Origin of the sequence: Kribbella sp. NBC_01484 (assembly GCF_036227145.1) — a bacterium.
Taxonomy (GTDB): Bacteria; Actinomycetota; Actinomycetes; order Propionibacteriales; family Kribbellaceae; genus Kribbella.
This window is the reverse complement of sequence record NZ_CP109437.1, coordinates 7,981,088-8,007,924: the sequence shown is the minus strand read 5'-3', so window position 1 is coordinate 8,007,924 and position 26,837 is coordinate 7,981,088. Positions and strand designations below refer to the sequence as shown.

The following is a 26,837-nucleotide window of genomic DNA, read 5'->3' as shown; positions in this document are numbered from 1 at the left end:
TCCAGCCCGGATCGGGCAGAAACCCTCCAAGGAACGCGCAAAAAACCTCCCAGGTCGGGATAGCGCCGGCGCTGTTCCGACTGAGGGGCGCCGGCAGGGTGATCTCGGGACGGGCGCGCTGGTGGCTCGATGTCGTGTATCTTGATGTCGAGAGAGTTTTGGGGCGAGGTTAGGGGAGCCTGATCTCGCGGCCGGGCGGTGTGCTCGGCAGGATGGGCTCAGCGGAACTGGACTGGACAGAGGAGCAGGTTGATGGCGAGCGTCGACAGCTTCGGTGCCAAGGGTGCACTCGAGGTCAACGGTCAGTCGTACGAGATCTTCAGGTTGGCGGGCATCGAGGGTGCGGACACGCTGCCGTACTCCTTGAAGGTTCTGCTGGAGAACCTGCTGCGCACCGAGGACGGCGCGAACATCACCGCCGAGCACATCACCAAGCTCGGCAACTGGGACGCGAACGCGGCGCCCGACACGGAGATCCAGTTCACCCCGGCCCGGGTGATCATGCAGGACTTCACCGGTGTGCCGTGTGTCGTCGACCTGGCCACGATGCGCGAGGCGGTCGCGGCGCTCGGCGGCGACCCCACCAAGATCAACCCGCTCGCTCCGGCCGAGCTGGTCATCGACCACTCGGTCATCACTGACGTCTTCGGCCGCCCGGACGCGTTCGAGCGCAACGTCGAGTTCGAGTACCAGCGCAACGGCGAGCGGTACCAGTTCCTCCGCTGGGGCCAGACCGCGTTCGACGACTTCAAGGTCGTCCCGCCGGGCACCGGCATCGTCCACCAGGTGAACATCGAGCACCTCGCGCGGACGGTCATGGTCCGCGACGGCATCGCTTACCCCGACACCTGTGTCGGCACCGACAGTCACACCACGATGGTGAACGGTCTCGGCGTGCTCGGCTGGGGCGTCGGCGGCATCGAGGCCGAGGCGGCCATGCTCGGCCAGCCCGTGTCGATGCTGATCCCCAAGGTCGTCGGCTTCAAGCTGACCGGCTCGGTGCCGGCCGGCGCCACCGCGACCGACGTCGTACTCACGATCACCCAGCAGCTGCGCAAGCACGGCGTGGTCGGCAAGTTCGTCGAGTTCTACGGCGAGGGCGTCGCCGCCGTGCCGCTGGCGAACCGGGCCACGATCGGCAACATGAGCCCGGAGTTCGGCTCCACCTGCGCGATCTTCCCGATCGACGACGTCACCCTGGAGTACCTGCGGCTGACCGGCCGCAGCGACCAGGACGTCGCGCTGGTCGAGGCGTACGCCAAGGAGCAGGGCCTGTGGCACGACCAGTCGGTCGAGCCGCGGTTCTCGGAGTACCTCGAGCTCGACCTGTCGACCGTCGTACCGTCGATCGCCGGCCCGAAGCGGCCGCAGGACCGGGTCGCGCTGACCGAGGCGAAGGAGGCCTTCCGCGGTGCGCTGACCGACTACGCGACCGAGGAGCTCGACGTCGACCCGTCGGAGACCGGCAGCTTCCCGGCCAGCGACGCGCCGAACGGTCACGGCGACGTGAACGACGAGCCGCACGTCCCGCACGGCGGTCCCGGCCGGCCGTCGAAGAAGACCAAGATCACCATGAACGGCGCGGAGACCGAGCTCGACCACGGTCACGTCGTGATCGCCAGCATCACCTCGTGCACCAACACCTCGAACCCGTCGGTCATGCTCGCCGCCGCGCTGCTGGCCAAGAACGCGGTCGACAAGGGCCTGGCTTCGAAGCCGTGGGTGAAGACGTCGCTGGCACCCGGGTCGAAGGTCGTCACCGACTACTACGAGAAGGCCGGCGTCACGCCGTACCTGGAGAAGCTCGGCTTCCACCTGGTCGGCTACGGCTGTACCACCTGCATCGGGAACTCGGGCCCGCTGCCCGAGGCCGTCTCGGCCGGCGTGCAGGAGGCCGACCTGGCGGTCGTCTCGGTGCTGTCCGGCAACCGCAACTTCGAGGGCCGGATCAACCCGGACGTGAAGATGAACTACCTCGCCTCGCCGCCGCTGGTGATCGCCTATGCGCTGGCCGGGACGATGGACTTCGACTTCGAGACCGATGCCCTGGGCCAGGACACCGACGGCAACGACGTGTTCCTGAAGGACATCTGGCCGGCCGCGGACGAGGTCGAGAAGGTGATCGCCTCCTCGATCAGCAAGGAGATGTTCACCAAGGACTACGCCGATGTGTTCGCCGGTGACGAGCGCTGGCAGTCGCTGCCGACGCCCGAGGGCAAGACGTTCGCCTGGGACGCCGAGTCGACGTACGTGCGCAAGCCTCCGTACTTCGAGGGCATGGCCAAGGACCCGTCGCCGGTGACCGACATCGCCGGCGCCCGGGTGCTGGCCAAGCTGGGCGACTCGGTCACCACCGACCACATCTCCCCGGCCGGTTCGATCAAGGCCGACAGCCCGGCCGGCAAGTACCTGGCCGACCACGGCGTGGACCGCAAGGACTTCAACTCGTACGGCTCGCGCCGGGGCAACCACGAGGTGATGATCCGCGGCACGTTCGCGAACATCCGGCTGCGCAACCAGATCGCGCCGGGCACCGAGGGCGGCTTCACCCGCGACTTCACCCAGGACGACGCGCCCGTCACGTCGATCTACGAGGCCGCGCAGTCGTACGCCGAGGCCGGCACGCCGCTGGTGATCCTGGCCGGCAAGGAGTACGGCTCGGGTTCGTCGCGTGACTGGGCCGCCAAGGGTACGGCGCTGCTCGGGGCGAAGGCCGTGATCACCGAGTCCTTCGAGCGCATCCACCGGTCGAATCTGATCGGCATGGGCGTGCTGCCCCTGCAGTACCCGGAGGGTGAGACCGCGGAGTCGCTCGGCCTGACCGGCGAGGAGACGTTCGACATCACCGGCGTCACCGCGCTCAACGAGGGCTCGATCCCGAGCACCGTCCACGTCAAGGTCACCTCGCCCGACGGCGGCGAGAAGGAGTTCGACGCGGTCGTCCGGATCGACACCCCCGGCGAGGCCGACTACTACCGCAACGGCGGCATCCTGCAGTACGTGCTCCGTTCGCTCCTCGCGGGCTGACACGGGCGCAGTAGTTGTCGGTGGTCGGCGCTTTACTGGTCGGCATGGGCAAGGAACGCGAGGCGCCGCGCGAGGTTGTGCGCGCGGCGTGCGGCAAGCACGGCGATGACGCCGTGATCGACTGGTGCGTCGCGTTCCTCACCGGGGAGATCTCGGGGGAGGACGCGTACGGCGCCGACCTGCCGAAGCTGGTGGCGATCACGGGCAACCCGAACCCAGGTGGCTGGTCCGCGCCGGTCGACCCGGTGAACTACTACTGGATCAGGGTGTGGGCCGCCCGTGTCCTCCTCTACGTCTGGCGCGATGACGCCGTCGACGCGCTGCAGGTGGCCGCGAGGGATCCCGCCTGGCGGGTGCGAGAGCACGTCGCTCGGCTGACCGCGCAGCGGGAGCTCGGTCAGCTCGTCGACGCCCTGCTACCCGATCTTCAGCACGAGCTGCCCAGAGTCCGTGCGACGGCCGCCCGCGCTGTCGGCGCCGCGGGCGAGGCCGAGCACGCCGAGGCCCTGCAAGATCTCCTCGAGGACCCGGACCTCACCGTTCGCGTGGCAGCCGAGAATGCCCTGGCCCGCTTGGAGAAACGGCTGGACCGCACCTTCGACCGGCGCACCTAATCCGACAGAGCGGCGCGGAGTTTGCCGGCGTACTCAGCTGCTTCGGCGTCGTCGGCGTACTTGGTGCGGGGCCAGAAGAAGCCGCGCAGTCCGTCGCCCTTCGTCCGTGGCACCACGTGCACGTGGAGATGCGGGACGGACTGCGACACGATGTTGTTCACGGCAACGAACGAGCCCTGCGCGTCGAACGCCGTACGCACGGCATCCGCGACCGACCGCGCCGCCCCGAAGAACGGCACCAGCAACGCGTCCGGCAGCTCGACCAGCGTCGGCACGTGCTCGCGCGGCACGATCAGCGTGTGCCCCTTGAACACCGGCCGTACGTCGAGGAATCCCACGACGTCCGGTGTTTCCAGCACGATCTGCGCCGGCGTCGTACCGGCGATGATGGAACAGAAGAGACAGTCGGCCATCAGGTCATGACCTTAGCCGAGCTTCTCGTCTACGAAGCACCAGCGCCAATTCTCGCCTGGTTCGAAGCTGCGCATCACCGGGTGTTCGGTCTCGTCGTAGTGCTTGCTGGCGTGCTTCATCGGCGACGAGTCGCAGCAGCCGACGTGACCGCAGCCGAGGCAGAGACGCAGGTGGACCCAGGAGCTGCCGATCGCCAGGCACTCCTCGCACCCCTCGGGTGTGTTCGGCGCGACCACCAAAGGAGCTTGTTCGAGGTGCTTGCACGCACCGCCCGGTGAGGTCTTGACCCGCAGGTCCTCGGACCGGCCGCCCACGTCGTCGTCCTCGTCGCGATCCAGGATGGACTCCTCGATGTCGAGGGCGATCTGCGCCCGCTGCAGCACCTCGTCGGCGACCAGGCCGGCATCGCGGACCTTGAGGATGTGCTCCCGCTCGGCCTCGAGCATGGCGATCCGCAGCCGGCGATAGGCCTCGCTCGGCGTCTCGTACTCACTCTCCGGCCGCCCGAGCCGCTCCCACGCGGCCTGCGCCCGGGCCTCACCACGCTGCCGGAGCAGGTTGACCACCTCGGGCGGGTCGTCCGGCGTGACGATCTCCTGCAGCTTCTCCTCGGCGGCGCGGTGCGCACCTTGCAGTACGGCGGCCTCCTGCAGCGCATCCTCCGCCGGATCCGGGCCGGGCAGCCGGAGCCGCCGTACCAGCCAGGGCAGGGTCGAGCCCTGGACGAGCAGCGTGCCCGCGGTCACGGCGAGCGCGATGAAGACCAGTACTTCGCGATCCGGGGTGTCGTCGGGGAGGGTGAAGACGGCGGCCAGGGTGACGACGCCGCGCATCCCGGCCCATGACACGACGATCAGCGCCTGCCACGACACCGGTCCCGGCCGGGACGGGCCGAGGACGCGCCGGGACACGATCGTGGACGGGATCAGCCAGATCGGCCGGAGCAGCACTACCGCCAGGAATACCGCGGTGGTCGCGGCCGCGATCAGCCAGCCCGGCAGCGGGCTCATCGCGAGGTCGTCGAGGATCCACCGGGTCTGCAGGCCGATCAGCAGGAATACGGTGTTCTCGAGCAGGAACTGGAAGGTCCGCCAGTTGGTCCGCTCCGACATCCGCGACTTGGCCGACTGGATGATCGGCGACTTGTGCCCGAGCAACAGGCCGGTGACGACCACGGCGAGGACGCCGGACGCATGGATCTCTTCCGCGGCGACATAGGCGATGAACGGCGCGGTCAGGCTGAGCGTGGTGTCGAGCACCGGGTCGGTGAACCGGCGGCGGACCTTGGCCAGCACGAACGCCACGGCCAGGCCGATCACGACCCCGCCACCGGCCGCGCGGACGAAGTCCAGCCCGACGTGCAGGACGGTCGGCGTGACCACTGCGGCCGCGAGCGCCGTACGCAGACAGACCAGCGCGGTCGCGTCGTTGACCAGGCTCTCGCCCTCGAGGATGGTGACCACGCGGCGGGGGAGTCCGACCCGCCTGGCGATCGCGGTCGCGGCGACGGCGTCCGGCGGCGCGACCACGGCGCCGATCGCGAAGGCGGCCCACAACGGCAGCGGTTCGTAGCCCAGCGACCCGGCCACGACGCCGAGCAGCCACCACGCGACCACGCCGACGCCGAGCGCGGTGAACACGACCAGCCCGACCGACAGCAGCCCGATCGACCGGCGGTGTTTGGAGAAGTCGACCAGGCTGGTCTTGATCGCCGCCGAGTAGAGCAGCGGCGGCAGGAAGCCGACCAGGACGACCTCGGGGGCGAGCTCGACCCGGGGGACGAACGGGAGGTACGACGCGGCGATCCCGATGACCACGAGCAGCAGGGGAGCCGAGATCCCGAGCCGCCGGGCCAGTGCGGCCCCGGCCGCGACCACGGCGACGAGGGCTACGACCTCGATCGCGATATGCACGCTGCACAGTGTCGCAGCGTCGGCCCGGTTTCGGCCGCTCGGTTCGCCCTCGGCTGAGCCGGGATCTGGTCAGTGCGGTCGCGCTCGTCTAGCGTGTGCGCAGCGGGATCTGTCGATCACTGGGGGTGACTGATGCGTCGTCGCGTCGTCTCACTGGTTTGTGCGCTTGTCGTTCTCGGCTCGTGGCTCGCGGTTCCAGCCGCGGCCGCCGTCACGGTCACCAACGGCTGTGTCGCCTCGGTGCCGGAGCCCGGTACGACGACACCGGTCCGGATCTGTTATTCGCTGTTCGAGCCCGCCGGCGCCTCGGCCGCACACACCGTGCCACTGATCTTCCACAGTCATGGCTGGGCCGGTAGCCGGACCAAGGACCCGGCCGCGTTCCAGGCCTGGCTCGACGCCGGCTTCGGCGTCCTGAGCTTCGACCAGCGCAGCTTCGGCGAGAGCACCGGCGTCGCGCACGTGATGAGCCCGGACTACGAGGGCCGCGACGTGGTGAAGCTCGTCGACTTCGTCGCCGGTCTGGACTGGGTGACGAAGCAACGGCCGGGTGATCCGCTGATTGGGGCGATCGGCGGGTCTTACGGTGGCGGGTACCAGTTCGCCGGTGCGTTCACCGAGTTGCGGGACAGCGGGCGGACCCGGTTCGACGCACTCGCGCCCGAGATCACCTGGTGGGATCTCAAGCAGAGTCTCGCGCCGGAGGAGGCCGCGCGGACGCTCTGGCTCTCGATCCTCTTCGCCGCCGGCGGCACCCACCTGCCGCCCGCGGTGTCGGCGGCGTTCGTGCAGTTGATCGCGACCGGCGGTTGGCCGGCAGGGAAGGCTGGGCGCGATCTTGATGCGTTCTTCGCGCACAACGGGCCGGCGTGGCACGTGTCGCAGGGCCGCAAGCTGGATATCCCGGTGCTGTTCGGGCAGGGGATCTCGGACAACCTGTTCAACCTCAACCAGGGACTGGCGAACTTCGACCATGCGCTGACCGCCCGGGCCCGGGCGCGGTCGATCTTCGTCGGGTACAACGGCGGTCACACGCTGCCGAGCGTCGTACCGCCGGGATTCGCGACGCCGGGGGATCCGTGCTCGATCGCGCTGGGCTCGCCGAACTTCTCGGCCCTGGCGGTGCGCTTCATGACCGCGAAGCTGCTGGGGAGGGCGACCGGGCTGTCCGGGTTCGGCGTGTATCACCTGTCCACCGCGGACGGTCGTTGCCTGACGCAACGGAATCTGGCGCCGAACACACGCCAGGCACTGGGCAAGATCCTCGTCCCGACCGGCGCCGGACTGCCTCTCAGCCTGAAAATCGCGACCGGGCCTCTGACCTTCGCGGGAACTCCTCGGCTCTCCGCGAAGGTCTACACGCTCGTACCGGACTCGGGAGCCTTCTTCGCCCTCAGCGTCGGCACCAACCCGCTGACCGCGAGGGTCGTGCAGAACAACACGATGCCGCTGCGGGAGAAGCACGTCGCGAGGGGCGTCGAGCGCACGATCGAACTGCCCGCGATCGCCGTCGACGTCCCGACCGGCAAGAATCTCTACCTGACCGTCACCCCGGTCGCCGACATGTACGCCGGCCAACGCGGCCCGCTCCCCGGCGCGCTGCTGCTCAAGAACCCGACGCTGACCTATCGGATCTTGTCGAGATAAGTCTTGTAGACGGTCAGGAACGGCTCCTCGTTCGCCACCGCACCGACCAGCCAGTCGCACGTCTTCTGCGCCGTCGCGATCACGTCAGCCGGATATCCGTACTTGACCTGGTGTTCGGCGAACTCGTCCTCGTCGTCGACATAGATCGTCCCGTCCCGCCGCTTCACCACGTCCAGATCGAGATCGATCATCGTGACCACGTCCTCGGAGAACTCCACCGGCGTCGTCACGTCGCAGTAGATCTCCGTCCGCCGCGGCTCGTCGTTGAAGATCGCCGTGAACCACTGGTCCCGCGGGAACAACTGCACATGAGCCTGTTCCTGCGTCACCACCGGCTCATCTCCCCGCTGCGACACCGAGTTCGCCGGCGCCCCCAACCACACCCCGAACGCGTCCTCCCCGAGATACCGCATCCACTGATGCCAGTGCAGCTTCTCGTCGTACTTCCGATACACCACCCGAACATCACGCATGCCGGACAACTTATCCCGCCACCGGTGCGCCCGGCCGCGGACCGCCCGCCGGACGGGCGGGCATTACAGAAGTTGCAGGTTGCTGCAATTTTGTGGCCCGCGACCGGCACCGACCGCCAGGATGAAGGGGCGACCATCTGGGGAGGAACAGCTGCGCGTCCTAGGTTCTCGCTGACCCTCGCCGGTGTAGGGGGGCCTTATCCGGTGGGGGTCAGCGAGCGGATCTGCTGGAGGTAGGGCCGGTAGGCGGTGGTGAAGGGCTCTGTGGTGGTGATGTGGGTGGCCAGGTAGTCGCAGGTGGCCTGGGCGGTGGCGATGACCTGGGGTGGGTAGTGGTAGAGGACCTGGTGGTGGTGGAACTCGTCCTCGTCCATGACGCGGACCGAGCCGTCTCGCATCAGGCGGATGTCGAGGTCGAGGTCGACGGTGGTGACGGAGTCGACGCCGAACTCGGCGGGCATGGTGATGTCGCAGTAGATGGCGGTCTGGTGGGGGGTGTCGTTGAAGAGGGCACTCCACCATTGGCCGTGCGGGAAGAGGCGGACGCGGTGGTGGTCGATGGTGGTCCAGCTGCCGTCGGCGCGCTGGCCCTTGGTGCCGGGGAGGGAGCCGACCCAGAGGCCGTGCTCGTCCTCGCCGAGCCGGACGGCTTCCACCAGGCGATGCGGCTGTCCGTCGTACTTGCGGAACAGCGTCCTCACCAGCTCCATGCGATCACTCTAGGTGAAAGCCGAACCATCCTGCCCGAGGAGACGTCTTGGAGTGTGAGATAGGTCCGGTCGGAGTTGCCGAGTTCGGAAACCGGGCGCGGGGTGAATAGACTCAAGCATCCGAGGACGACCGCGGGGAGGAACTCGATGCGCGTGCTGGAGACGGTCGGAGGGCCGGCGGACCTCAAGAAGCTGTCCGATCAGCAGCTCACCGATCTCGCGGCGGAGATCCGCGAGGTCCTGGTCGAGACCGTGTCCCGGACCGGGGGCCACCTCGGCCCCAACCTCGGGATGGTCGAGATCACCCTGGCGATGCACCGCGTGTTCGACTCGCCGCACGACCGGCTCGTCTTCGACGTCGGTCACCAGGCGTATGTGCACAAGCTGGTCACCGGCCGGGCGCCGAAGTTCGACACTCTCCGTCAGCAGGGCGGCCTGTCCGGCTACCCGAACCAGGCCGAGTCCGAGCACGACATCATCGAGAACAGCCACGCCTCGACCGCCCTTTCGTACGCCGACGGCCTGGCCAAGGCCTACCGGTTGCGCAAGGAGGACCGGCACGTGGTCGCGCTGATCGGCGACGGCGGCCTGACCGGCGGCATGGCCTGGGAGGCGCTGAACAACATCGCCGCCGCCAAGGACCTCAAGCTGGTCATCATCGTCAACGACAACGGCCGCTCCTACAGCGACACCGTCGGGGGCCTGGCCACCCACCTGACCAGCCTGCGCACCAACCCGCGGTACGAGAAGGTCCTCGACCTGATCAAGAAGAACCTGGCCCGGACGCCGTACGTCGGCCCGCCGATGTACGAGGTGCTGCACGGGGTGAAGAAGGGCCTGAAGGACATGCTCGCCCCGCAGGGCATGTTCGAGGATCTCGGCCTCAAGTACGTCGGTCCCGTCGCCGGCCACGATCGCGAAGCGATCGAGGAGGCGCTGCGCAGCGCCAAGGCGTTCGGCGGTCCGGTGATCGTGCACGCGGTGACCCAGAAGGGGTACGGGTACGCCGCCGCCGAGGAGGACGAGGAGGACAACTTCCACCAGGTCCGCCCGGTCAACAAGCCGCGCGGCTGGACGGATGTGTTCGCCGACGAGATGATCCGGATCGGTCATCGCCGCCCGGACGTGGTCGCGATCACCGCGGCGATGCTGCACCCGACCGGCCTGGCCGCGTTCGCGGCCGAGTTCCCGGACCGGATCTTCGACGTCGGCATCGCCGAGCAGCACGCGGTGACGAGCGCCGCCGGTCTCGCGCTGGGCGGTCTGCACCCGGTCGTCGGCCTCTACTCGACATTCCTGAACCGGGCCTTCGACCAGGTGCTGATGGACGTCGCGCTGCACAAGCTCGGCGTCACGTTCGTGCTCGACCGCGCGGGGATCACCGGTGACGACGGCCCGAGCCACAACGGCATGTGGGACATGTCGATCCTGCAGGTCGTCCCCGGGCTGCGGCTTGCGGCGCCCCGTGACGGCAAGCGCCTGGAGGAGCTGCTCAACGAGGCGGTCGAGGTGAAGGACGCCCCGACGGTACTGCGCTTTGCCAAGGGCGAGGTGTTCCCGGACATCGACGCGATCGACAGGCTCGGCGAGACGGACGTGCTGCAGCGGTCCGGGACCGACGTACTCCTGGTCGGCATCGGCGCGATGGCGGTCACCGCGATGGACGTCGCGCAGCGGCTCGAGGCGCACGGCTTCGGCGTCACCGTGGTGGACCCGCGCTGGGTCAAGCCGGTCGACGCGAAGCTGGTCGAGCTGGCCGCGGACTTCAAGCTCGTGGTCACGATCGAGGACAACGGCCGGGCCGGTGGCTGTGGGTCGATGATCGCCCAGGCGTTGCGCGACGAGGGCGTGGCGACGCCGGTCCGCGATTTCGGCATCCCGCAGAAGTTCCTGGAGCACGCCAAGCGTCCCGCCGTACTTCAGGAGATCGGGCTGACCGGGCAGGAGCTGGCGCGGGAGATTACCGAGCTGATCGCCCGGCATCCGGGCGAGCCGCTCAGCGAGCCCGATCCGGCCAGCGGCCATCAGGGCAGTGCCTGAGTCAGGGCGGCACCCCGCACCACCGCGGAGCCGTCACGCAGCAGCTCGCCGCCGCACCCGCGCCTGGCCGCTGTTGCTCTCCCTGGCCCTCGTCGCCGTCGCGGTTGCCGGCGGCCTGGCCCTGCACCACTCCAGCGGGCGCGCGGACGGTTCCGAAGCCGCCAGCGCCACTACGCCGGACATCGATCTGGCGGCCCGGGCCGCGGCCGTGGACAAGGTGCTGAAGAAGCGCTCACAGGCCGTGCTCGCCGACAACCAGAAGGACTTCCTGGCCGACGTCGACCCGGGCAACAAGAACCTGGTCGCCCGGCAGCGGACCCTGTTCACGAACCTCCGTCAGTTCGGTTTCGCGAAACTGACCTATCAGGAGCTGTCCCAGCAGTTCGACGACGCGATCACCAAGAAGTACGGCCCGTCGACGTACCTCGTCGCGATCGCGATGACCTACCAGATCCGGGGCATCGACATGGTCCCGGTCCGCGCGATGCTCGGCTACACGTTCACCGAACGGCCGACCGGCGACTGGATGCTGGTGTCCGACACCGACCTGGACGAGCGGCTGCCGCGCGGCTCGCATCAGGAGGCCTGGGACACCGGCGAGGTGCTGGTGAAGCGCGCGCCGCGGGTCCTCGTGGTAGTCGAGAAGGGCCAGGACAAGCTCGCGACCAAGCTTGTCGGGATGGCGAGCAGCGCGGTGACGGCGGTCAGCAAGAGCTGGCCGGGCGGCTGGAACGGCTCCGGCGTGGTGATCGGGCTCGACGACAAGATCGTGCGCGGCGCCGACTACACCCAGCCGAAGAACGCCGAGGACGCGATCGCGATGGCGACGTGGGTCTACCGCACGCTGCCCGGCGAGGCGACCGCGGAGGGGCAGCGGGCCGATTCGTACGTCGTGATCAACCCGCGCAACCGTGGCAGGGTCGACGCGCGGACGCTGGCGCACGAGTTCACCCATGTCGCGACGGCGCCGTACGGGCCGTATGCCCCACGGTGGCTGGTCGAGGGGGCGGCGACGTACGTCGAGTTCCTGCCGATGGGCGGTGCTGAGCCGTTGGCAATCGGGAAGTACCGGCAGGACGTGCGGACGAAGTACCTGGCGAAGGCGAAGAGCCTGCCCGCCGATGCGACCTTCTTCCAGCAGTCCGACAGTTCGTACCCGCTGTCCTGGCTGGCCCTCGACTACCTCTTCACCCGGTTCGGTGGGACCGAGGTCGGCACGCTCTACCGGGAGATGGCAGCGCTCGGCACTACGCAGGCCGATCGGGACCGGATCATGCTGGAACACGTCGGCATGACCGAAGCCGGCCTGTTGCAGGCTCTGAAGGCCGCTGCGGCTGCCTGAACCGTCAGGGTCAAGTAGGGTAGCCGGGCTGCGACTGACGGGTACTCGGAGGGGATCGACCCGAAGTGAATGCGACCACGCCTAGCGCCGGACCGCCGGGCGCTCAGGTTCCGCCTGCTGGACCCCGCCGCTGGCTGGGGTTGCTGGTGGCGGTGGCGCTGGTCTCCGGCGGCGTGGCCTACACCGTTGAAGAGCGGCACGAGGATGCCCGCGCCCGGGTTGTCGCGACCCAGACCCCGGGGCCGAGCCAAAGCCCGCAGACGTCCCGCACCGCGGCCGCGATCACCGCCCGCCGGGTGGCCGTCGACACCATCCTGCTGCGCCGCGCCCAGGCCGTGCAGACCCGAAACCAGGCGCTCTTCCTGGCCGACATCGATCCAGCCAACACGAAGCTGCGCGCCGCGCAGGCGGTGCTGTTCGCGAACCTGGTCGAGATCGGCTTCACCGAGCTCGGCTACAGCCAGGCCGAGGAGCGGTTCAACCCGTCGGTGCTCCGGGCCTACGGGAGTACGACGTACCTGGTTCGGGTGCTGATGCGTTACCAGATCCCGCAGGTCGACGTCGCCCCGGTGACGACCGAGCTCGGCTACACGTTCGTCAGCCGGGCCGGCCGATGGGTGATCACGGACGACGACGACCTGGACGACGACCTGGGCCCGGGCGCACACCGGGAGGCCTGGGACCTGGGCCGGATCGAGGTGGAGCGCGCGCCGCGGGTGCTGGTCGCGGTGGAGAAGGGCGACACCAAGCGCGGCCGGGCGATCGCGGCCGCTGCGACCGAGGGGCTGACCGAGGTGTCGGCGTACTGGCCGCGGAAGTGGCGTGGCTCGGTCTTCGTGATCGCACTGGACGAGACCGAGGTCCGCGACGCCCGGTTCGCCGACGAGGACATCGAGTCGGCCGCGAGTTCGGGCTCGACCTTCTCCTCGCTGCCCGGTCAGGACACCGCCGACGGCACGGTCGCCGGCGCCTACATCGCGATCAACCCGAACGAGCGCGACCGGGTCGACGAGATCCTGCTGTCGCACGAGATCACCCATGTCGCGACCGCCGACCTGGGCGGGTACGAACCGCTCTGGCTGGCCGAGGGTGCGGCGGAGTACGTGTCCTGGCGCGGAATCGAGGCGATCAGCGGACCGAGTGAGGTCGGCAAGGCGGAGCAGGCGGTCATCGACACCGCGCTGCCGACCCTGACCTCGCTGCCGAGCGACGCCGGCTTCTACCAGAACTCCGCCGACGTGTACGGCGTCAGCTGGCTCGCGGTGCGCTACCTGGTGCGGCGGATCGGACTCGACCACGTCGAGGAGCTGTACGAGGACATGGCGATGAACGGCACCGACCAGGCGGCCCGGGACCGGATCCTGCTCAGCCGCACCGGCCTCACCGAGGCGACGTTGTGGACCTCTCTGCGGACGTACACGCCGCAACGCTGAGTGGCGGTTTGACCTCAAGCGGTCAGACAGGCAATCTCGAATGGTTCCGTCCACGTCGAGGAGGCGCAGATGAGTCTTGTTCGGAAGAAGACGATCGAGCAGTCGATCGCTGACACCGACGAACCGGACTACCAGCTCAAGAAACGTCTGACCGCGATCGATCTGACCGTCTTCGGCATCGGTGTGATCATCGGCGCCGGTATCTTCACGCTGACCGGCCGCGCGGCGAAGGCGTACGCCGGACCGGGCATCGCGTTGTCGTTCGTGCTCGCCGCGGTCTGTTGTGCGCTGGCCGCGTTGTGCTACGCCGAGTTCTCGTCCACCGTCCCGGTGTCGGGATCGGCGTACACCTTCTCGTACTTCTCCCTCGGTGAGATCTTCGCCTGGATCATCGGCTGGGACCTGCTGCTCGAACTGATGCTCGGAGCAAGCGTCGTCGCCCAGGGCTGGTCGACGTACGCCGCTTTGTTCCTCGAGCAGATCGGGTTGGGCTGGCCGTCGTCGATCGGGCCCGACAGTCATGTGAACGTGCTGGCGATGCTGCTCGTGGGCGTGCTGGCGACACTCGCGACGATCGGCATCAAGGAGTCGCTGCGAGTGAACCTGGTGCTGGTCGCGATCAAGCTGTTCGTCGTGCTGTTCGTGATCATCGCCGGCCTGTTCTACATCAAGGGCTCGAACCTGTCGCCGTTCATCCCGCCGAGCGTGCCGGCCCCCAACGGCGACGTCACCATCACCACCCCGCTGTTCCAGGCGATGTTCGGGTTCACCCCGTCGACGTTCGGCGTGATGGGCCTGGTGTCCGGCGCGTCGCTGGTGTTCTTCGCGTTCATCGGGTTCGACGTGGTCGCGACCACCGCCGAAGAGGCGAAGAACCCGCAGCGCGACCTGCCCCGCGGCATCATCGGCTCGCTGGCGATCTGCACGGTGCTGTACGTGCTGGTCTGCATCGTCATCACCGGCATGGTGAAGTACACCGACATCAACGGTGAGGCGGCGCTGGCCGAGGCGTTCCGGTCGGTCGGCCGGGACAGCTTCGCGACCCTCATCTCGGCGGGTGCCGTAGCCGGTCTGACCACGGTGGTGCTGACGCTGATGATCGGCGCGGCTCGCGTGGTGTTCGCGATGAGCCGTGACCACCTGATGCCGCGTCAGCTCGGCAAGACGCACGCGAAGTGGGGGACGCCGTACCGGCTGACCATCGCGATCGGCGTCATCGTCGCGATCGTCGCCGGTCTCACCCCGATCGGGAAGCTGGAGGAGATGGTGAACATCGGCACCCTGGCCGCGTTCACCCTGGTGTCGATCGCGGTACCGCTGCTGCGCAAGAGCCGGCCGGACATCAAGCGCTCCTTCACCGTGCCGGGCAACCCGGTGGTCCCGATCCTGGCGGCGCTCATCTGCATCTACCTGATGCTGAACCTGTCGCTGGAGACCTGGCTGCGGTTCGCGATCTGGATGGTGCTCGGCTTCGTCGTCTACGCCCTCTACGGCTACCGCCGGAGCCGCGTCGGCATCGAGGAGCGCACCGGCGAGGTCACGAAGGCCTGACCGTCCCGCTCGGATGGTCGGCGACCCGGTAGGATCAGCCGACCATCCGAGGGGGACCGCATGAAGCACCCGAGGCGCCTGCTCGCAGGCGTCGCCGCGCTGGCGCTGGCCGCGACCGCGGGTGTCGTCGCTGCCCGCGTCCAGCACGGCTCGTCGCCCGACAGCAGTGCCGTGGCGGCGGTCGAGGCGACCGCGGCGCCGGGCCTGCTCGACGACGCGCAGAAGAAGGCCCGGAAGGGCCAGGTCGACGTCGTTCTGGCAGCGCGGGCCACCGCGGTCCTCAAGGGGGATCTGCGGCGTTTCCTCGCCGCGGTCGATCCGAAGCAGCCGCAGTTGGTGGCGCGGCAGCGGCTGCTGTTCACGAACCTGCGGAAGTTCGGGTTCACCAAGCTGACGTACTTCGCCGCGGACGAGCGTGAGTCGCCGGAGCTGACGACGAAGTACGGGCCGGGCGTGTTCACCACCCGGGTGATGATGCGGTATCAGCTGACCGGCCTGGACGCGAAGCCCGTGCAGACGGATCTCGGCTACGCCTTCGTACGGCGAGCAGGCGCGTGGATCCTGGTCGAGGACGGCGCGATCGACGGTGAGCTGAGCGCGGACGGTCATCGTCAGCCGTGGGACTACCAAGAGGTCGCGGTGGTCCGGCGCGGCCGGGTCGTCGTGGTGGTCGACAAACGCGAACCGGCGCTGGGCCGGAAGATCGCGAAGGTGTCGCAGGGCTCGGTCGACGCCGTACGGCGGCATTGGCCGCGACCGTGGAACGGCGCGGTGATGGTGGTCGCGATGGCCGAGCCGCGGGTGATGGCGCTGCTGTGGACCTCTGGGTCGGGCTCCGGCTGGACCATCGCCGCGAAGGCGGTCACCTTGTACGACGGGGAGCCGATCGGACCGAAGACGACGACGCCGGTGAGCAGCCGGATCGTGGTGAACCCGGCCGTCCGCAAACAGCTCGACGAAGACCTGCTGGTGCATGAGATGACGCACGTCGCGACGGTGCCGATCGGGAACAACACGCCGATCTGGTTGGTCGAGGGCCTTGCGGAGTATGTCCGTTGTGCGTCGATCGAGGACGACCCGCACTGGACGGTCGATCCCTACCGGAAGACGGTGCGGACCAAGTATCTGCCGGGGATGAAGGTGCTGCCCGGTCCGGCGGAGTTCGACGCCGACGGTGATCGGTCGTACGGGCAGAGCTGGTGGATCACGGCGTACCTGCAGTCGAAGCTGGGGGAGAAGGGGGTCGCGTCCCTGTACGCGGATCTCGCCGTCCACAGCACCAACGAGGCCACCTACACCAGCATCATCAAGAAACACACCGGCAAGACACCCGAGCAGTTGGTTGCCGCAGTCAAGAAGTTCAAGGGCTGAGAGCCCCGCCCCCGCGCTTCGCTCGGGGGCGGGGCTGTTTCACGCGAGGCTGGCGATTCCCTTCGGGAGGAAGCGGGTGCCGTTGACCTTTTCGGAGATGCCGGTGCGGTCGAGGTACGGGGTGATGCCGCCGAGGTGGAAGGGCCAGCCGGCGCCGAGGAGCAGGCAGAGGTCGATGTCCTGGGCTTCGGCGACCACGCCTTCGTCGAGCATGATCTTGATCTCCTCGGCCAGCGCGGCCAGGACTCGGGTGCGGAGCTCCTCGGGCGTCGACGGCTTGTCGCCGACCGTGACCAGCGCCTCGACCTCGGGGTCGACGACCGGCTTGCCCTCCGGCCACAGGTAGAACGAACTCTTGCCTGCAGCAACGACCTTCGCCAGGTTCGCCGACACCGCGAACCGCTCCGGGTAAGCGCGGTTCATCGTCTCGGCCACGTGCAGCGCGACCGGCAGGCCGACCAGCTGCAGCAGCACGAACGGCGGCATCGGCAATCCCAGCGCCGACAACGCCTTGTCCGCCGCGGGAATCGGCGTACCCTCGTCCACCGCCGCGCTGACCTCGCCGAGGAAGCGCGTCAGCAGCCGGTTCACCACGAACGCCGGCGCGTCCTTCACCAGCACGCACGACTTCTTCAGCGTCTTGCCGACCGCGAACGCGGTCGCCAGCGACGCGTCGTCGGTCCGGTCGGCCCGGATGATCTCGAGCAGCGGCAGGACCGCGACCGGGTTGAAGAAGTGGAACCCGACGACCCGCTCCGGGTGCTCGAGGTCCGCGGCCAGCTCCGTCACGGACAGGGACGACGTGTTCGTGGCCAGGATCGCGTCCGGCCGGATGATCTTCTCCAGGTCGGCGAAGATCGTCTTCTTCAGCTGCAGTTCCTCGAACACGGCCTCGATCACGAAGTCCGCGTCCGCGAACACGGCCCGGTCCACCGAGCCGGTGACGAGCGCCTTGAGCTGGTTCGCCTTGTCCGGCCGGATCCGGCCCTTGCCGAGCAGCTTGTCGATCTCACCGTGCACATACCCGACCCCGCGGTCGACCCGCTCCTGGTCCAGGTCCGTGAGCACGACGGGAACCTCGAGGCGCCGTAGGAACAACAACGCCAGCTGGCCCGCCATCAGACCCGCGCCGACGACGCCGACCTTGCTGACCGGGCGGGCGAGCGACTTGTCCGGCGCACCGGCCGGCCGCTTGGCCCGCTTGTTCACCAGATCGAAGGCGTACAGGCCGCTGCGCAGCTCCTCGCTCATGATCAGCTCGGCGAGCGCCTCGTCCTCGGCCGCAAAGGCGGAGTCGCGGTCCCACTTGTCACAGTCCTTCGCCGCCGCGATCAGGTCGAGCGCCCGGTACGGCGCCGGGGCCGCACCGCTGACCCTGAGATCGGCGAACCCCTTGCCCCGGGCAACGGCAGCGTCCCAGGCGTCACCCCGGTCGATCTCCGGCCGCTCGACGACCACCGAGCCGGTGAGCACCTTGCTCGCCCAGATCAGCGACTGCTCCAGGAAGTCGGCCGAGTCCAGCAGGACGTCGCCGATGCCGAACTGCACGGCCTCCGGGCCGCTGAGCATCTTGTTCTGGTTCAGGGCGTTCTCGACCACGACCTTGACGGCCTTGTCGGCGCCGATCAGGTTCGGCAGCAGGAAGTTGCCGCCCCAGCCGGGGATGAGGCCGAGGAACACCTCGGGCGTCGCGAGCATCCCGGCCGCGGCGGAGACGGTCCGGTACGTCGCGTGCAGCGCGACCTCGAGCCCGCCACCCAGCGCGACGCCGTTGACGAACGCGAAGCTGGGCTTGCCGCCGTCGATCAGCTTGCGCATCACACCGTGGCCGATGCGGCCCAGGTTCAGCGCCTGCTCGCGATCGATCAGCTTCGGTACGCCGGTCAGGTCGGCGCCCGCGGCCAGGATGAACGGCTTGCCGGTGACGCCGATCGCGACGACCTCGTCCCGGGCCAGCGCCGCGTCGATCGCGGTGTTCAGCGAGGCCAGGCCCTTCGGTCCGAAGGTGTTCGGCTTGGTGTGGTCGTGCCCGTTGTCGAGCGTGATGAGAGCCATCGTGCCCGCTTTGTTCGGCAGCACGACGTCCCGCGAGTGCGCGAGCGTGACGAGCTCGTCGTCCGAGAGCGCGACAGCCGAGTCGATCAGTTCCTGCAGGCTCATGCGGCCGCACCTTCCCACTTGGGGTTCTCCCAGATGACCGTTCCACCCATGCCCAGGCCGACGCACATGGTGGTCAGGCCGTAGCGGACCTCGGGGCGCTGCTCGAACTGCTTGGCCAGCTGGTTCATCAGCCGGACGCCGGAGGACGCCAGTGGGTGGCCGTAGGCGATCGCGCCGCCGTACGGGTTGACCCGTGGGTCGTCGTCGGCGATGCCGTAGTGCTCCAGGAACGCGAGCACCTGGACGGCGAACGCCTCGTTCACCTCGAAGGCCTGGATGTCCTCGATCGTCAGCCCGGCCAGCTTGAGGGCCTTCTCGGTCGCGGGGATCGGGCCGACACCCATCACCTCGGGCTCGACGCCGGCCCAGCCGTACGAGACCAGCTTCATCTTCGGCGTCAGTCCGAGCTCGGCGGCGGCTTCGGAGGACGCGAGTACGCAGGCGGTGGCGCCGTCGTTGATGCCGGCGGAGTTGCCCGCAGTGACGCGACCGTGCGGACGGAACGGCGTCTTCAGCGTGGCGAGGTCCTCGACCGTGGTGCCCGGACGCATCGGCTCGTCGGTGCTGGCGTAGCCCCAACCCTGCTCGGCCGACCGGGTCGCGATCGGAACCAGGTCCGGCTGGATGAGGTCGTTGGCGTACGCCTTGGCCGCCCGCTCCTGTGAGGCCGCCGCGAACGCGTCGGCGCGCTGCTTGGTGATGCTGGGGAAGCGGTCGTGCAGGTTCTCCGCGGTCGACCCCATCACCAGGGCGGACGTGTCGACCAGCTTCTCGGAGATGATCCGCGGGTTCGGGTCCACGCCCTCGCCCATCGGGTGCCGGCCCATGTGTTCGACGCCGCCGGCCACGACCACGTCGTACGCGCCGAAGGCGATGCCGGCCGCGGTGGTGGTGACAGCGGTCATCGCACCGGCGCACATCCGGTCGATCGCGTAGCCGGGAGTGGTGTTCGGCAGGCCGGCCAGCAGGGCCGCGGTCCGGCCGATGGTCAGGCCCTGGTCGCCGATCTGCGTGGTGGCCGCGATCGCGACCTCGTCCACCCGCTCCGGCGGGAGCTCCGGGTTCCGCCGCAGCAGCTCCCGGATGCACTTGATCACCAGGTCGTCGGCGCGCGTCTCGGCGTACTGGCCCTTGGCCTTGCCGAACGGGGTGCGAACGCCGTCGACGAACACGACATCGCGGATCTCACGGGGCACGAGGGCCCTCCTCTGGGGGTCGGGAAAGCTGACCCGATGCTACCCGTCGGTAACAGAACTCCCCAAGCACCCCCGCCTGTGCGGCTGCTCACAGGGCCAGGACGGCCGCCAGCACGGTGAAGAACAGGCCGACGACGAAGAACACCTGCTGGGCGCCGAGCGAGATGTCCGCGGCCAAGTGGTGCAGTTCCAGCGGCGCCTGGTCCTTCGGAGCCAGCGCGCCGGTCAGCTGGAACAGATGCATGACACCGAAGACGATCGAGAGCAGGAAGAGTCCCCAGCCGATCGCCATCAGCACCTTCGACAGCTGACCGGCGCCGGTTGCGAAGTCCTTGTAGAAGGTGATCGTCAGCGCCACGATCGCGGTGGACAAGGTGATGAGATCGTCCGGGCGAGCGAGCGGGCCCCGTCCTCGGCCGCCGCCGCGTCCTCGCTCAGACCGTCGTCGATGATCGACTGTAAGTAGTCGACCGCCTCGTCGGTGAGCCGCATGCCCTCCTGTTGGACCTGGTCCAGCACGACGTCCCGGATGTAGTCACCGCGTGACTGCGTCGCCCCTCCACCGGACATTGGTTCCCCCCTCGGTTCGGTCGTCCAACCGTAGGCTGCGGCTTCGTCGGCGGCCAGATCTCGTAACCCGTGGCGCACGGCGTCGAATCGGCGCATGCTGGTGCCAGGTAGCTATGGGGAGCCGTTCTATGAACAACCTTGATCTCGCCGTACCGGTGCTGAGCCGGGGCAAGCACCGCAACCCGCGCAAGGGCGCATGCTTCATGGAGTTCGCGTCGTACCTGGCGGGGGAGCCCTGGTCGGATCACCCGTCCTGCACGCACCCGCTGCTGGCGGGCGTGGCCCGGGACGTCAACGACTGCACGACGGACAGCGGCCGGTCGCGGCTGGCTCCGCTGATCCCGTCGGTGATCGGCCTGACGCCCGACGACCCGCACGTCGTAGCACGGGTGACCGCGCGCTGCATCCAGCACGCGTTGCCGGTGGTCTCGCAGGAGCGTCAGTACATCCTGGCCGTGGCGTTGCTGGTGGGGGAGAAGCACCTGGCCGCGCTGGACGGGCGTCCGCTGGACGACCTCGAGCCGGACTCGCTCGCGGTGCTGGAGGCAGTGCCGTCCGCGACCAAGTGGGCGCGGTCCTTCACCTCGCGGGCCCACCGGGGTACGCCGGACTTCGCGCGCCGGACCGCACCACGTGCGGTGTCGTGCGCGGTCGAAGGGATCTCGCAGGCCTGCGTGCCGAACCCGGACGAGCGCCTCTACAACCTGCTCACCGCGGCGATCGCGGAGTGCAAGGCGTGGATGCCGGCACCCGCACCGCTGCCCGTGCAAGAGATGCCCGTCCGCGAACAGCGCGTGGAAGTTCGCTAGGCGACCAGTAGGCTTCACTGTGTGACTTTGGAGATCGATACCGGTACAGGATTGATGCCAGTCCACGAGTGGGGTTCCACTGGCGATGACACGCCGGGGCTGCTGCTCCTCCAGGAGATCTTCGGGGTCTCCGACTACATCAAGCAGCGCGCTTCGGATCTGGCCGCGCTCGGGTACTACGTGATCGCGCCCGAGATCTACTGGCGGCTTGACGACACGTCCCTGGACGAGTCCGACCCCGAGTTGCTGCAGCGCGCCATGGGCATCGTGCAGCGGCTCGACTGGGGCCAGGCCGTCACGGACTCGGTCGCCGCGCTGGACTACCTGCGTGCCCGCGGCAAGGGCGCCGGGATCGTCGGCTTCTGCTTCGGTGGCGGGCTCGGATTCAACGTCGCCGCGGCATCGTCGCCGGACGTGCTCGTCAGCTACTACGGCTCCTCGCTGCCGCAGCTGATCGACCTTGCGCCGAAGGTGACCGCGACCAGCCTGCACCACTTCGGCGACGCGGATACCTATCTCAAGGCCGACGCGGTCATCCCCACGCTGGGCGATGCCGAGATCCATCGGTACGCCGAGGCCGGTCACGCGTTCGACAATCCCATGCCGGCCTTCCACCACGCGGACGCTTCCGAGCTGGCGTGGCGGCGTACCGTCGACTTCCTTGCCCGTCACCTCCCAACCTCCCAAGGACAAGCATGAGCCTCTACGACATCCCGCTGACGACTCTTTCCGGTGCATCGACCTCGCTCGGCGCCTACAAGGGCAAAGCCGTCCTCGTCGTGAACGTCGCGTCGAAGTGTGGCCTGACGCCGCAGTACGAGGGCCTGGAGAACCTGCAGAAGAAGTACGCCTCGCGTGGCTTCACCGTGCTCGGTGCCCCGTGCAACCAGTTCGGCGGGCAGGAGCCGGGGACGGCGGAGGAGATCGAGACCTTCTGCTCGACGACGTACGGCGTGAGCTTCCCGATGCTGGACAAGCTCGAGGTGAACGGCGACGGCCGCCACCCGCTCTACTCCGAGCTCACCCTGACCCCGGACGCCACCGGCGAGGCCGGCGACATCCAGTGGAACTTCGAGAAGTTCCTGATCAGCCCGGAAGGCACGGTCGCGGCCCGCTTCCGCCCGCGCACCGAGCCGGAGTCCGACGAGATCGTCACCGCGATCGAGACCCAGCTCCCGAACTAGTCCCCTGCTCACCCGCCCGCCGCGTCGTCGCGGCGGGCGTTCTATTTGTCCAGATTCTATTGCAACACTTCTTTCGAAAGAGTACTTTCGATGGATGCCGACCCCGCATCGCCATCTCAGCGACCCACGTGAGCTCAACGCCCTCGCGCACCCTCTGCGGATGGCGATCGTCGAACTGCTGTCGATCAGCGGACCACTGACCGCGACCGAACTGGCCGACCGGCTCGACGAAACGCCGGCCAATTGCTCGTGGCACCTGCGCAAACTGGCGCAGCACGGGTTCGTGGAGGAGGCCGGGGGCGGTACGGGCCGGCAGCGACCGTGGCAGGTGCCAGGGCTCGGATTCGGTTGGGACGACGAGCACGCGTCGGGGTCGATCCAGGAGCGGCGGGCAGCGCAGGCCCTGTCCGAGGTGGTGATGAGCCGTGCGATGGACCGGTTGCGCGAGTTCCAGCAGCGCGCCCCGGAGGAGACCGAGGAATGGCGCACGGCGCAGACCAGCAACGAGATGGTCGCCTGGCTGACCGCGGACGAGCTCAAGGAGATGAACGACGCGATCACTGCGGTGCTCGACCGCTATGTGGAGCGATTGACCGAACCGCAGCGGCGACCACCCGGCTCGCGGCTCTGCGAGTTCGTCGCGTGGGGCATCCCGACGTACTTCCCGGGGGTCGAGCCGGCATGAGGAAGTTGTTCGCGCAGCCCGGCTTCCCTCGCCTCTTCGGCGGGCTGAGCACGTCGATGCTCGGCGACTCGGTGATGCTGCTGGTGCTGAGCATGTGGGTGAAGACGCTCACCGGCTCCAACGCGCTCGCCGGGCTGACCTTCTTCTTCATGGTGCTGCCGGCACTCGGCGCTCCGCTGCTCGGTGTCTGGGTCGACCGGCTGCCCCGCAAGTCGATCCTCGTCTGGGGGAACTTCGCCAGCGCGGCCGCGGTGCTCCCACTCGTGTTCGTGCGGGACGAGAACGACGTCTGGCTGATCTGGGTGGTCGCCTTCCTGTACGGCGTCTCGTTCGTCGTCCTGCCCGCCGCGGTCAACGGGCTGCTCAAGGAACTGCTTCCCGAAGACCTCCTCGTCAACGCCAACGCCAGCCTTGCCACGATCAAGGAGGGCTATCGGCTGTTCGGGCCGCTGGTCGGGGCGGCGATCTTCGCGACCGCGGGCGGCTGGCTGGTGGCGGTCGTCGACGCAGCGACGTTCGCCGTCGCCGGGCTGCTGATCGCGACGATCAAGGTGACCGAGGCCCCGGCGCCGGTCAAGAGCACTTTCCGGGAGGACCTCCTCGGTGGTGTCCGCTTCCTGGCCGGCGACCGGGTGCTCCGCCACGTCGTCGCCGGACTCGCAATCTCCATCCTGGTCATCGGTTTCTTCGAGTCGTCGATCTACGCGCTGATGGACGCGTTCGACAAGCCGGCGACGTTCTCGGGCGTCTTCGTGACCTGCCAGGGCGTCGGTGCGGTCATCGGCGGCCTCACCGCGAGCTGGGCCGTACGCCGTCTCGGTGAAATCGCGACCTGTGCCGTCGGCCTGACCGCACTCGCTGTCGCCACTGTCGTCTGCGCCGCCGCGCCCACCATCGCCCTGGTCCTCGTCGGCGCAGGCATCTGCGGTCTCGGGCTGCCGTGGACCTTCGTCGCGTTCACGACGCTGATGCAGCGGCGCTCGCCGGGCCACCTGATCGGCCGGGTGTCGACCGCGGTCGAGGTGCTCATTTCCACCCCGCAGGCCATCTCGCTGGCTCTCGGCAGCCTGCTCGTCAGCCTGCTCAGCTACCGCCAGATCTTCGCCATCATCGCGACGGTGATCCTGCTCGGCGTACTCCAGATCGTCCTCACCTTGCCCGCTGAGATCCGCGGCGACCTGACGAGCGGCGACCGGCAGGAGGACGCCGTGAGCCTGGAAGGAATAGAGGACTAGAACTGTCCTGTACTGCTTCTACGGTGGGGTCAACCGACCGCGAAGGAGCAGGAATCATGACGACTGTCTCGCCGATCCCCGAGGGGTACCACACGGTGACGCCGTGGATCATCGGGCATGACACCGCCGGGCTGATGGAGTTCCTGGCCGCCGCGTTCGGCGCCGAGGATCTCGGTGGGCGGGTGGTCGACGAGCACGGGAACATCGGGCACGCGGAGATGCGGATCGGCGACTCGGTGGTGATGATGTTCGACAAGCCGGACTGGCCGCCGACGCCGGCGTTCCTGCGGCTCTATGTGCCGGACGTGGAGACGGCCCTGAAGCAGGCGGTCGCGGCCGGCGGCACCGTGCTGACCGAGCCGACGCATCTGTTCTGGGGCGACATCGTCGCGCGGGTGCACGACCCGTTCGGCAACCTGTACTGGCTGCAGACCCGCATCGAGGTCGTCGACGAGGCGGAGCTGGGTCGCCGGTTCGGGGACGAGAAGTTCACCAAGGCGCTGGACTACGTGCAGAGCTCGCTGGTCCGACCGGTCGGCTGATCAGTCCAGCGGTTTGGCGGGCGCGGCCTCGGAGGACATCGCGTCGGTCAGGGCCTCCCCGGTGAGGGCGATCTGCCAGCCGCGGGCGTGATGCTCGCCCAGGAAGGTCGTCACCACGTCGAGGTTCAGGTCGGGTGGCGGCGACCAGGCCAGCCGCCGGATCGTGTCGGGGGAGAGCAAGTTCTCCGTCGGCAGCCGGTGGGCTTCGGCGATCTCCCCGACCGCGGCCCGCGCGGCGGACAATCGGGCCGCCGCATCCGGGTCCCGGTCGGCCCAGGCCCGCGCCGGCGGCGGACCGTCGTACCGGGGTCCTTGCTTGGGGAGCTCGGAGTCGGGGAGCCGGCGCGCGTGGTCGACCGCCTCCCACCAGGTCCGCATGTGGCGGTGTGCGCCGCGGCCCTTGAAGGCGGTCAGCTTCTGCAGCGTGTCCCGGTCCGCCGGCATCGCGGACGCGGCCTCGACGATCGCCGCGTCCGGCAGGATCCGGCCGGGAGAGATGTCCGCCGACTCGGCGATCTGGTCGCGGGCCTCCCACAACGCCCGTACGACGGCCAGACTCCGGCGATTGCGGACCCGGTGCATGCCGGACGTGCGGCGCCACGGGTCGGGCTTAGGTTCTCTGGGCGGCGCCTCGAGGATCGCGGCGAACTCCTGGTCGGCCCACTCCCACTTGCCCTCGCGACGCAGCTCCTGCTCGATCGCGTCGCGCAGCTCGATCAGCATCTCCACATCCAGAGCGGCGTACACCAGCCAGGGCGCGGGCAGCGGACGGGTCGACCAGTCGGCGGCGGAGTGCTCTTTGCGCATCCGGTAGCCGAGGACTTCGCTCACCAGGGAGGCCAGGCCGACCTTCGGGTACCCGAGGAGGCGGCCGGCCAGCTCGGTGTCGAACACCTTCCGCGGCACCATCCCGACCTCGGCCAGGCAGGCCAGATCCTGGTTGGCGGCATGGATGATCCACTCGCTGTCGACGATCGCATCACCGAGCGCGGACAGGTCGCCGAACGGGATCGGGTCGATCAGCGCCGAGCCGGCGCCTTCCCGGCGGAGCTGGACCAAATACGCGCGGTGGGAGTAGCGGTAGCCGGACGCGCGTTCGGCGTCGACGGCGACCGGGCCGGTGCCGGACCGGAACGCGTCGACCACCTCGGTCAGTGCGGGTTCGGTGTCGATGACGTCCGACAGCCCATCACGGAGCTCGAGCAGCGGCAATTGCGCGGTCGGGTCGTCCGGGATGGGCGTCGGCTGCTGGGTCTCGGCTGGGCTCATCGGCCCCGCTGTCCGCGCCGGGTCGGCATCGCGACCACCCCCGGCGGCACCGGCGGCAGGCCGGCCGCCGTGCAGAGCACCTCGCCCCACGCCTCGGCGTGCCGAGTCACGTCCACCACGCCTCCAGGTCCCGGCACCGGGCTCCAGGACGCGCGGATCTCGATCTCCGCCGTCGCGTCGTCGTCGGCCATGCCGCCGAAGCTTTCCGATACCACCCTGGTGACGGTACCGCTAGGGGCCAGGAAGTCGGCGCCCCGGTCGGCCAGCGCCTCCATCAACCAGGTCCAGCCCACGCCGCCGAGCAGCGCGTCGGTCACCATCTCCGGCTCGACGGCGGCGCGCACGTACGCGACACAGCGGAAGGTCGACTGCCAGGCGTCGTTCCCGTCCGGGTCGTAGAGGATGACGAGGCGGCCGGTGGCGACATCGTCACCGTCGACCGTCACGTCGGCGCTGACCGCGGCCGCGTGCGGAGCGATCCGCTGCGGCGCGGGCATCTCCTCGACGAATACCTCGGGCCGGAACCGGGCACCGCGTAGTTGCGTCACGGCCTCGGCGAACTCGGCGGGTGGCGCGTCGACCTGCTTGCGGGCACCCATGCTTGGCAGCCTACGACTGATTACTCACCGACGCTGGTCTCGACGCGCCGGTA

General features: G+C 68.9%; 24 protein-coding genes. 14 read left to right on the top strand and 10 right to left on the bottom strand.

What is annotated here, in order from left to right:
• The first annotated feature begins 252 nt into the window (after nt 1-252).
• Together acnA and OG555_RS38700 are read left to right on the top strand one after the other, a co-directional pair.
• Nucleotides 253-3,027: an aconitate hydratase AcnA gene (acnA, locus tag OG555_RS38705; protein ID WP_329478421.1), complete on the top strand. Its 2,775-nt coding sequence runs from the start codon at nt 253-255 to the stop codon at nt 3,025-3,027.
• Between the two features lie 44 nt (nt 3,028-3,071).
• A complete protein-coding gene (locus OG555_RS38700) occupies nt 3,072-3,641 on the top strand; it encodes a HEAT repeat domain-containing protein (protein WP_329478419.1) in 570 nt (189 codons plus the stop codon).
• Here the strand turns inward: OG555_RS38700 and OG555_RS38695 are convergent.
• Both OG555_RS38695 and OG555_RS38690 read right to left on the bottom strand, forming a co-directional pair.
• Nucleotides 3,638-4,054: an HIT family protein gene (locus OG555_RS38695; protein WP_329478417.1), complete on the bottom strand. Its 417-nt coding sequence runs from the start codon at nt 4,052-4,054 to the stop codon at nt 3,638-3,640. The two genes, OG555_RS38700 and OG555_RS38695, sit on opposite strands and share 4 nt — an antisense overlap.
• Nucleotides 4,055-4,066: 12 nt before the next feature.
• Complete coding sequence (locus tag OG555_RS38690; protein ID WP_329478415.1) at nt 4,067-5,968, bottom strand: Na+/H+ antiporter; 1,902 nt, start codon at nt 5,966-5,968, stop codon at nt 4,067-4,069.
• 132 nt (nt 5,969-6,100) lie between these two features.
• Here OG555_RS38690 and OG555_RS38685 point away from each other — a divergent pair, with 132 nt between their 5' ends.
• Entirely contained in the window at nt 6,101-7,615 is a 1,515-nt protein-coding gene (locus OG555_RS38685) for a CocE/NonD family hydrolase (protein WP_329478413.1), read from the top strand.
• Here the strand turns inward: OG555_RS38685 and OG555_RS38680 are convergent.
• Together OG555_RS38680 and OG555_RS38675 are read right to left on the bottom strand one after the other, a co-directional pair.
• A complete protein-coding gene (locus OG555_RS38680; protein ID WP_329478412.1) occupies nt 7,594-8,088 on the bottom strand; it encodes a DUF402 domain-containing protein in 495 nt (164 codons plus the stop codon). The genes OG555_RS38685 and OG555_RS38680 overlap by 22 nt on opposite strands.
• Nucleotides 8,089-8,285: 197 nt before the next feature.
• Nucleotides 8,286-8,798 carry a DUF402 domain-containing protein gene (locus tag OG555_RS38675; RefSeq protein WP_329478410.1) on the bottom strand — a complete coding sequence of 171 codons (513 nt, stop codon included), beginning with the start codon at nt 8,796-8,798 and terminating at the stop codon, nt 8,286-8,288.
• Between the two features lie 147 nt (nt 8,799-8,945).
• On the opposite strand from OG555_RS38675, the gene dxs reads away from it, so the two are divergent.
• From dxs to OG555_RS38650, 5 genes are all read left to right on the top strand, one after another.
• Nucleotides 8,946-10,838, top strand: a complete 1,893-nt coding sequence (gene dxs / locus OG555_RS38670) for a 1-deoxy-D-xylulose-5-phosphate synthase (RefSeq protein ID WP_329478408.1) — start codon at nt 8,946-8,948, stop codon at nt 10,836-10,838.
• Nucleotides 10,831-12,180, top strand: a complete 1,350-nt coding sequence (locus OG555_RS38665; RefSeq protein WP_329478405.1) for a hypothetical protein — start codon at nt 10,831-10,833, stop codon at nt 12,178-12,180. The genes dxs and OG555_RS38665 overlap by 8 nt, the downstream gene beginning before the upstream one ends.
• Nucleotides 12,181-12,326: 146 nt before the next feature.
• Nucleotides 12,327-13,613 carry a hypothetical protein gene (locus OG555_RS38660; protein ID WP_329478403.1) on the top strand — a complete coding sequence of 429 codons (1,287 nt, stop codon included), beginning with the start codon at nt 12,327-12,329 and terminating at the stop codon, nt 13,611-13,613.
• 69 nt (nt 13,614-13,682) lie between these two features.
• Nucleotides 13,683-15,164, top strand: coding sequence for an APC family permease (locus OG555_RS38655; protein WP_329478401.1), 1,482 nt, complete (start codon nt 13,683-13,685; stop codon nt 15,162-15,164).
• Nucleotides 15,165-15,224: 60 nt separating this feature from the next.
• Nucleotides 15,225-16,535, top strand: coding sequence for a hypothetical protein (locus OG555_RS38650; RefSeq protein WP_329478399.1), 1,311 nt, complete (start codon nt 15,225-15,227; stop codon nt 16,533-16,535).
• 39 nt (nt 16,536-16,574) lie between these two features.
• On the opposite strand, the gene OG555_RS38645 is transcribed toward OG555_RS38650, so the two are convergent.
• From OG555_RS38645 to OG555_RS38630, 4 genes are all read right to left on the bottom strand, one after another.
• Nucleotides 16,575-18,695: a 3-hydroxyacyl-CoA dehydrogenase NAD-binding domain-containing protein gene (locus OG555_RS38645; protein ID WP_329478397.1), complete on the bottom strand. Its 2,121-nt coding sequence runs from the start codon at nt 18,693-18,695 to the stop codon at nt 16,575-16,577.
• A complete protein-coding gene (locus tag OG555_RS38640; RefSeq protein ID WP_329478395.1) occupies nt 18,692-19,891 on the bottom strand; it encodes a thiolase family protein in 1,200 nt (399 codons plus the stop codon). The genes OG555_RS38645 and OG555_RS38640 overlap by 4 nt, the downstream gene beginning before the upstream one ends.
• Nucleotides 19,892-19,979: 88 nt before the next feature.
• Nucleotides 19,980-20,264: a hypothetical protein gene (locus OG555_RS38635; RefSeq protein WP_329478393.1), complete on the bottom strand. Its 285-nt coding sequence runs from the start codon at nt 20,262-20,264 to the stop codon at nt 19,980-19,982.
• Nucleotides 20,240-20,461 (bottom strand): hypothetical protein, encoded by a 222-nt coding sequence (locus OG555_RS38630; protein WP_329478391.1) that lies wholly within the window; start codon nt 20,459-20,461, stop codon nt 20,240-20,242. Before OG555_RS38630 ends, OG555_RS38635 begins: the two co-directional genes overlap by 25 nt.
• Before the next feature lie 128 nt (nt 20,462-20,589).
• Here OG555_RS38630 and OG555_RS38625 point away from each other — a divergent pair, with 128 nt between their 5' ends.
• The 6 genes from OG555_RS38625 to OG555_RS38600 all read left to right on the top strand — a co-directional run bounded on the left by OG555_RS38625 (nt 20,590) and on the right by OG555_RS38600 (nt 24,916).
• Nucleotides 20,590-21,270 carry a hypothetical protein gene (locus OG555_RS38625; RefSeq protein WP_329478389.1) on the top strand — a complete coding sequence of 227 codons (681 nt, stop codon included), beginning with the start codon at nt 20,590-20,592 and terminating at the stop codon, nt 21,268-21,270.
• Nucleotides 21,271-21,324: 54 nt separating this feature from the next.
• Nucleotides 21,325-21,969: a dienelactone hydrolase family protein gene (locus OG555_RS38620; RefSeq protein WP_329478387.1), complete on the top strand. Its 645-nt coding sequence runs from the start codon at nt 21,325-21,327 to the stop codon at nt 21,967-21,969.
• The gene (locus OG555_RS38615; RefSeq protein WP_329478385.1) at nt 21,966-22,454 is read left to right on the top strand and encodes a glutathione peroxidase; all 489 of its coding nucleotides are present in this window, start codon (nt 21,966-21,968) and stop codon (nt 22,452-22,454) included. Before OG555_RS38620 ends, OG555_RS38615 begins: the two co-directional genes overlap by 4 nt.
• A 94-nt stretch (nt 22,455-22,548) precedes the next feature.
• Nucleotides 22,549-23,139, top strand: coding sequence for a winged helix-turn-helix domain-containing protein (locus OG555_RS38610; RefSeq protein WP_329478384.1), 591 nt, complete (start codon nt 22,549-22,551; stop codon nt 23,137-23,139).
• Complete coding sequence (locus OG555_RS38605) at nt 23,136-24,374, top strand: MFS transporter (protein WP_329478382.1); 1,239 nt, start codon at nt 23,136-23,138, stop codon at nt 24,372-24,374. The genes OG555_RS38610 and OG555_RS38605 overlap by 4 nt, the downstream gene beginning before the upstream one ends.
• Before the next feature lie 56 nt (nt 24,375-24,430).
• Complete coding sequence (locus OG555_RS38600; RefSeq protein ID WP_329478380.1) at nt 24,431-24,916, top strand: VOC family protein; 486 nt, start codon at nt 24,431-24,433, stop codon at nt 24,914-24,916.
• Here OG555_RS38600 and OG555_RS38595 read toward each other — a convergent pair whose 3' ends face one another.
• Both OG555_RS38595 and OG555_RS38590 read right to left on the bottom strand, forming a co-directional pair.
• Entirely contained in the window at nt 24,917-26,185 is a 1,269-nt protein-coding gene (locus OG555_RS38595) for a ribonuclease D (protein WP_329478376.1), read from the bottom strand.
• Entirely contained in the window at nt 26,182-26,784 is a 603-nt protein-coding gene (locus OG555_RS38590) for a DUF3000 domain-containing protein (RefSeq protein WP_329478374.1), read from the bottom strand. The genes OG555_RS38595 and OG555_RS38590 overlap by 4 nt, the downstream gene beginning before the upstream one ends.
• Nucleotides 26,785-26,837 lie beyond the last annotated feature (53 nt).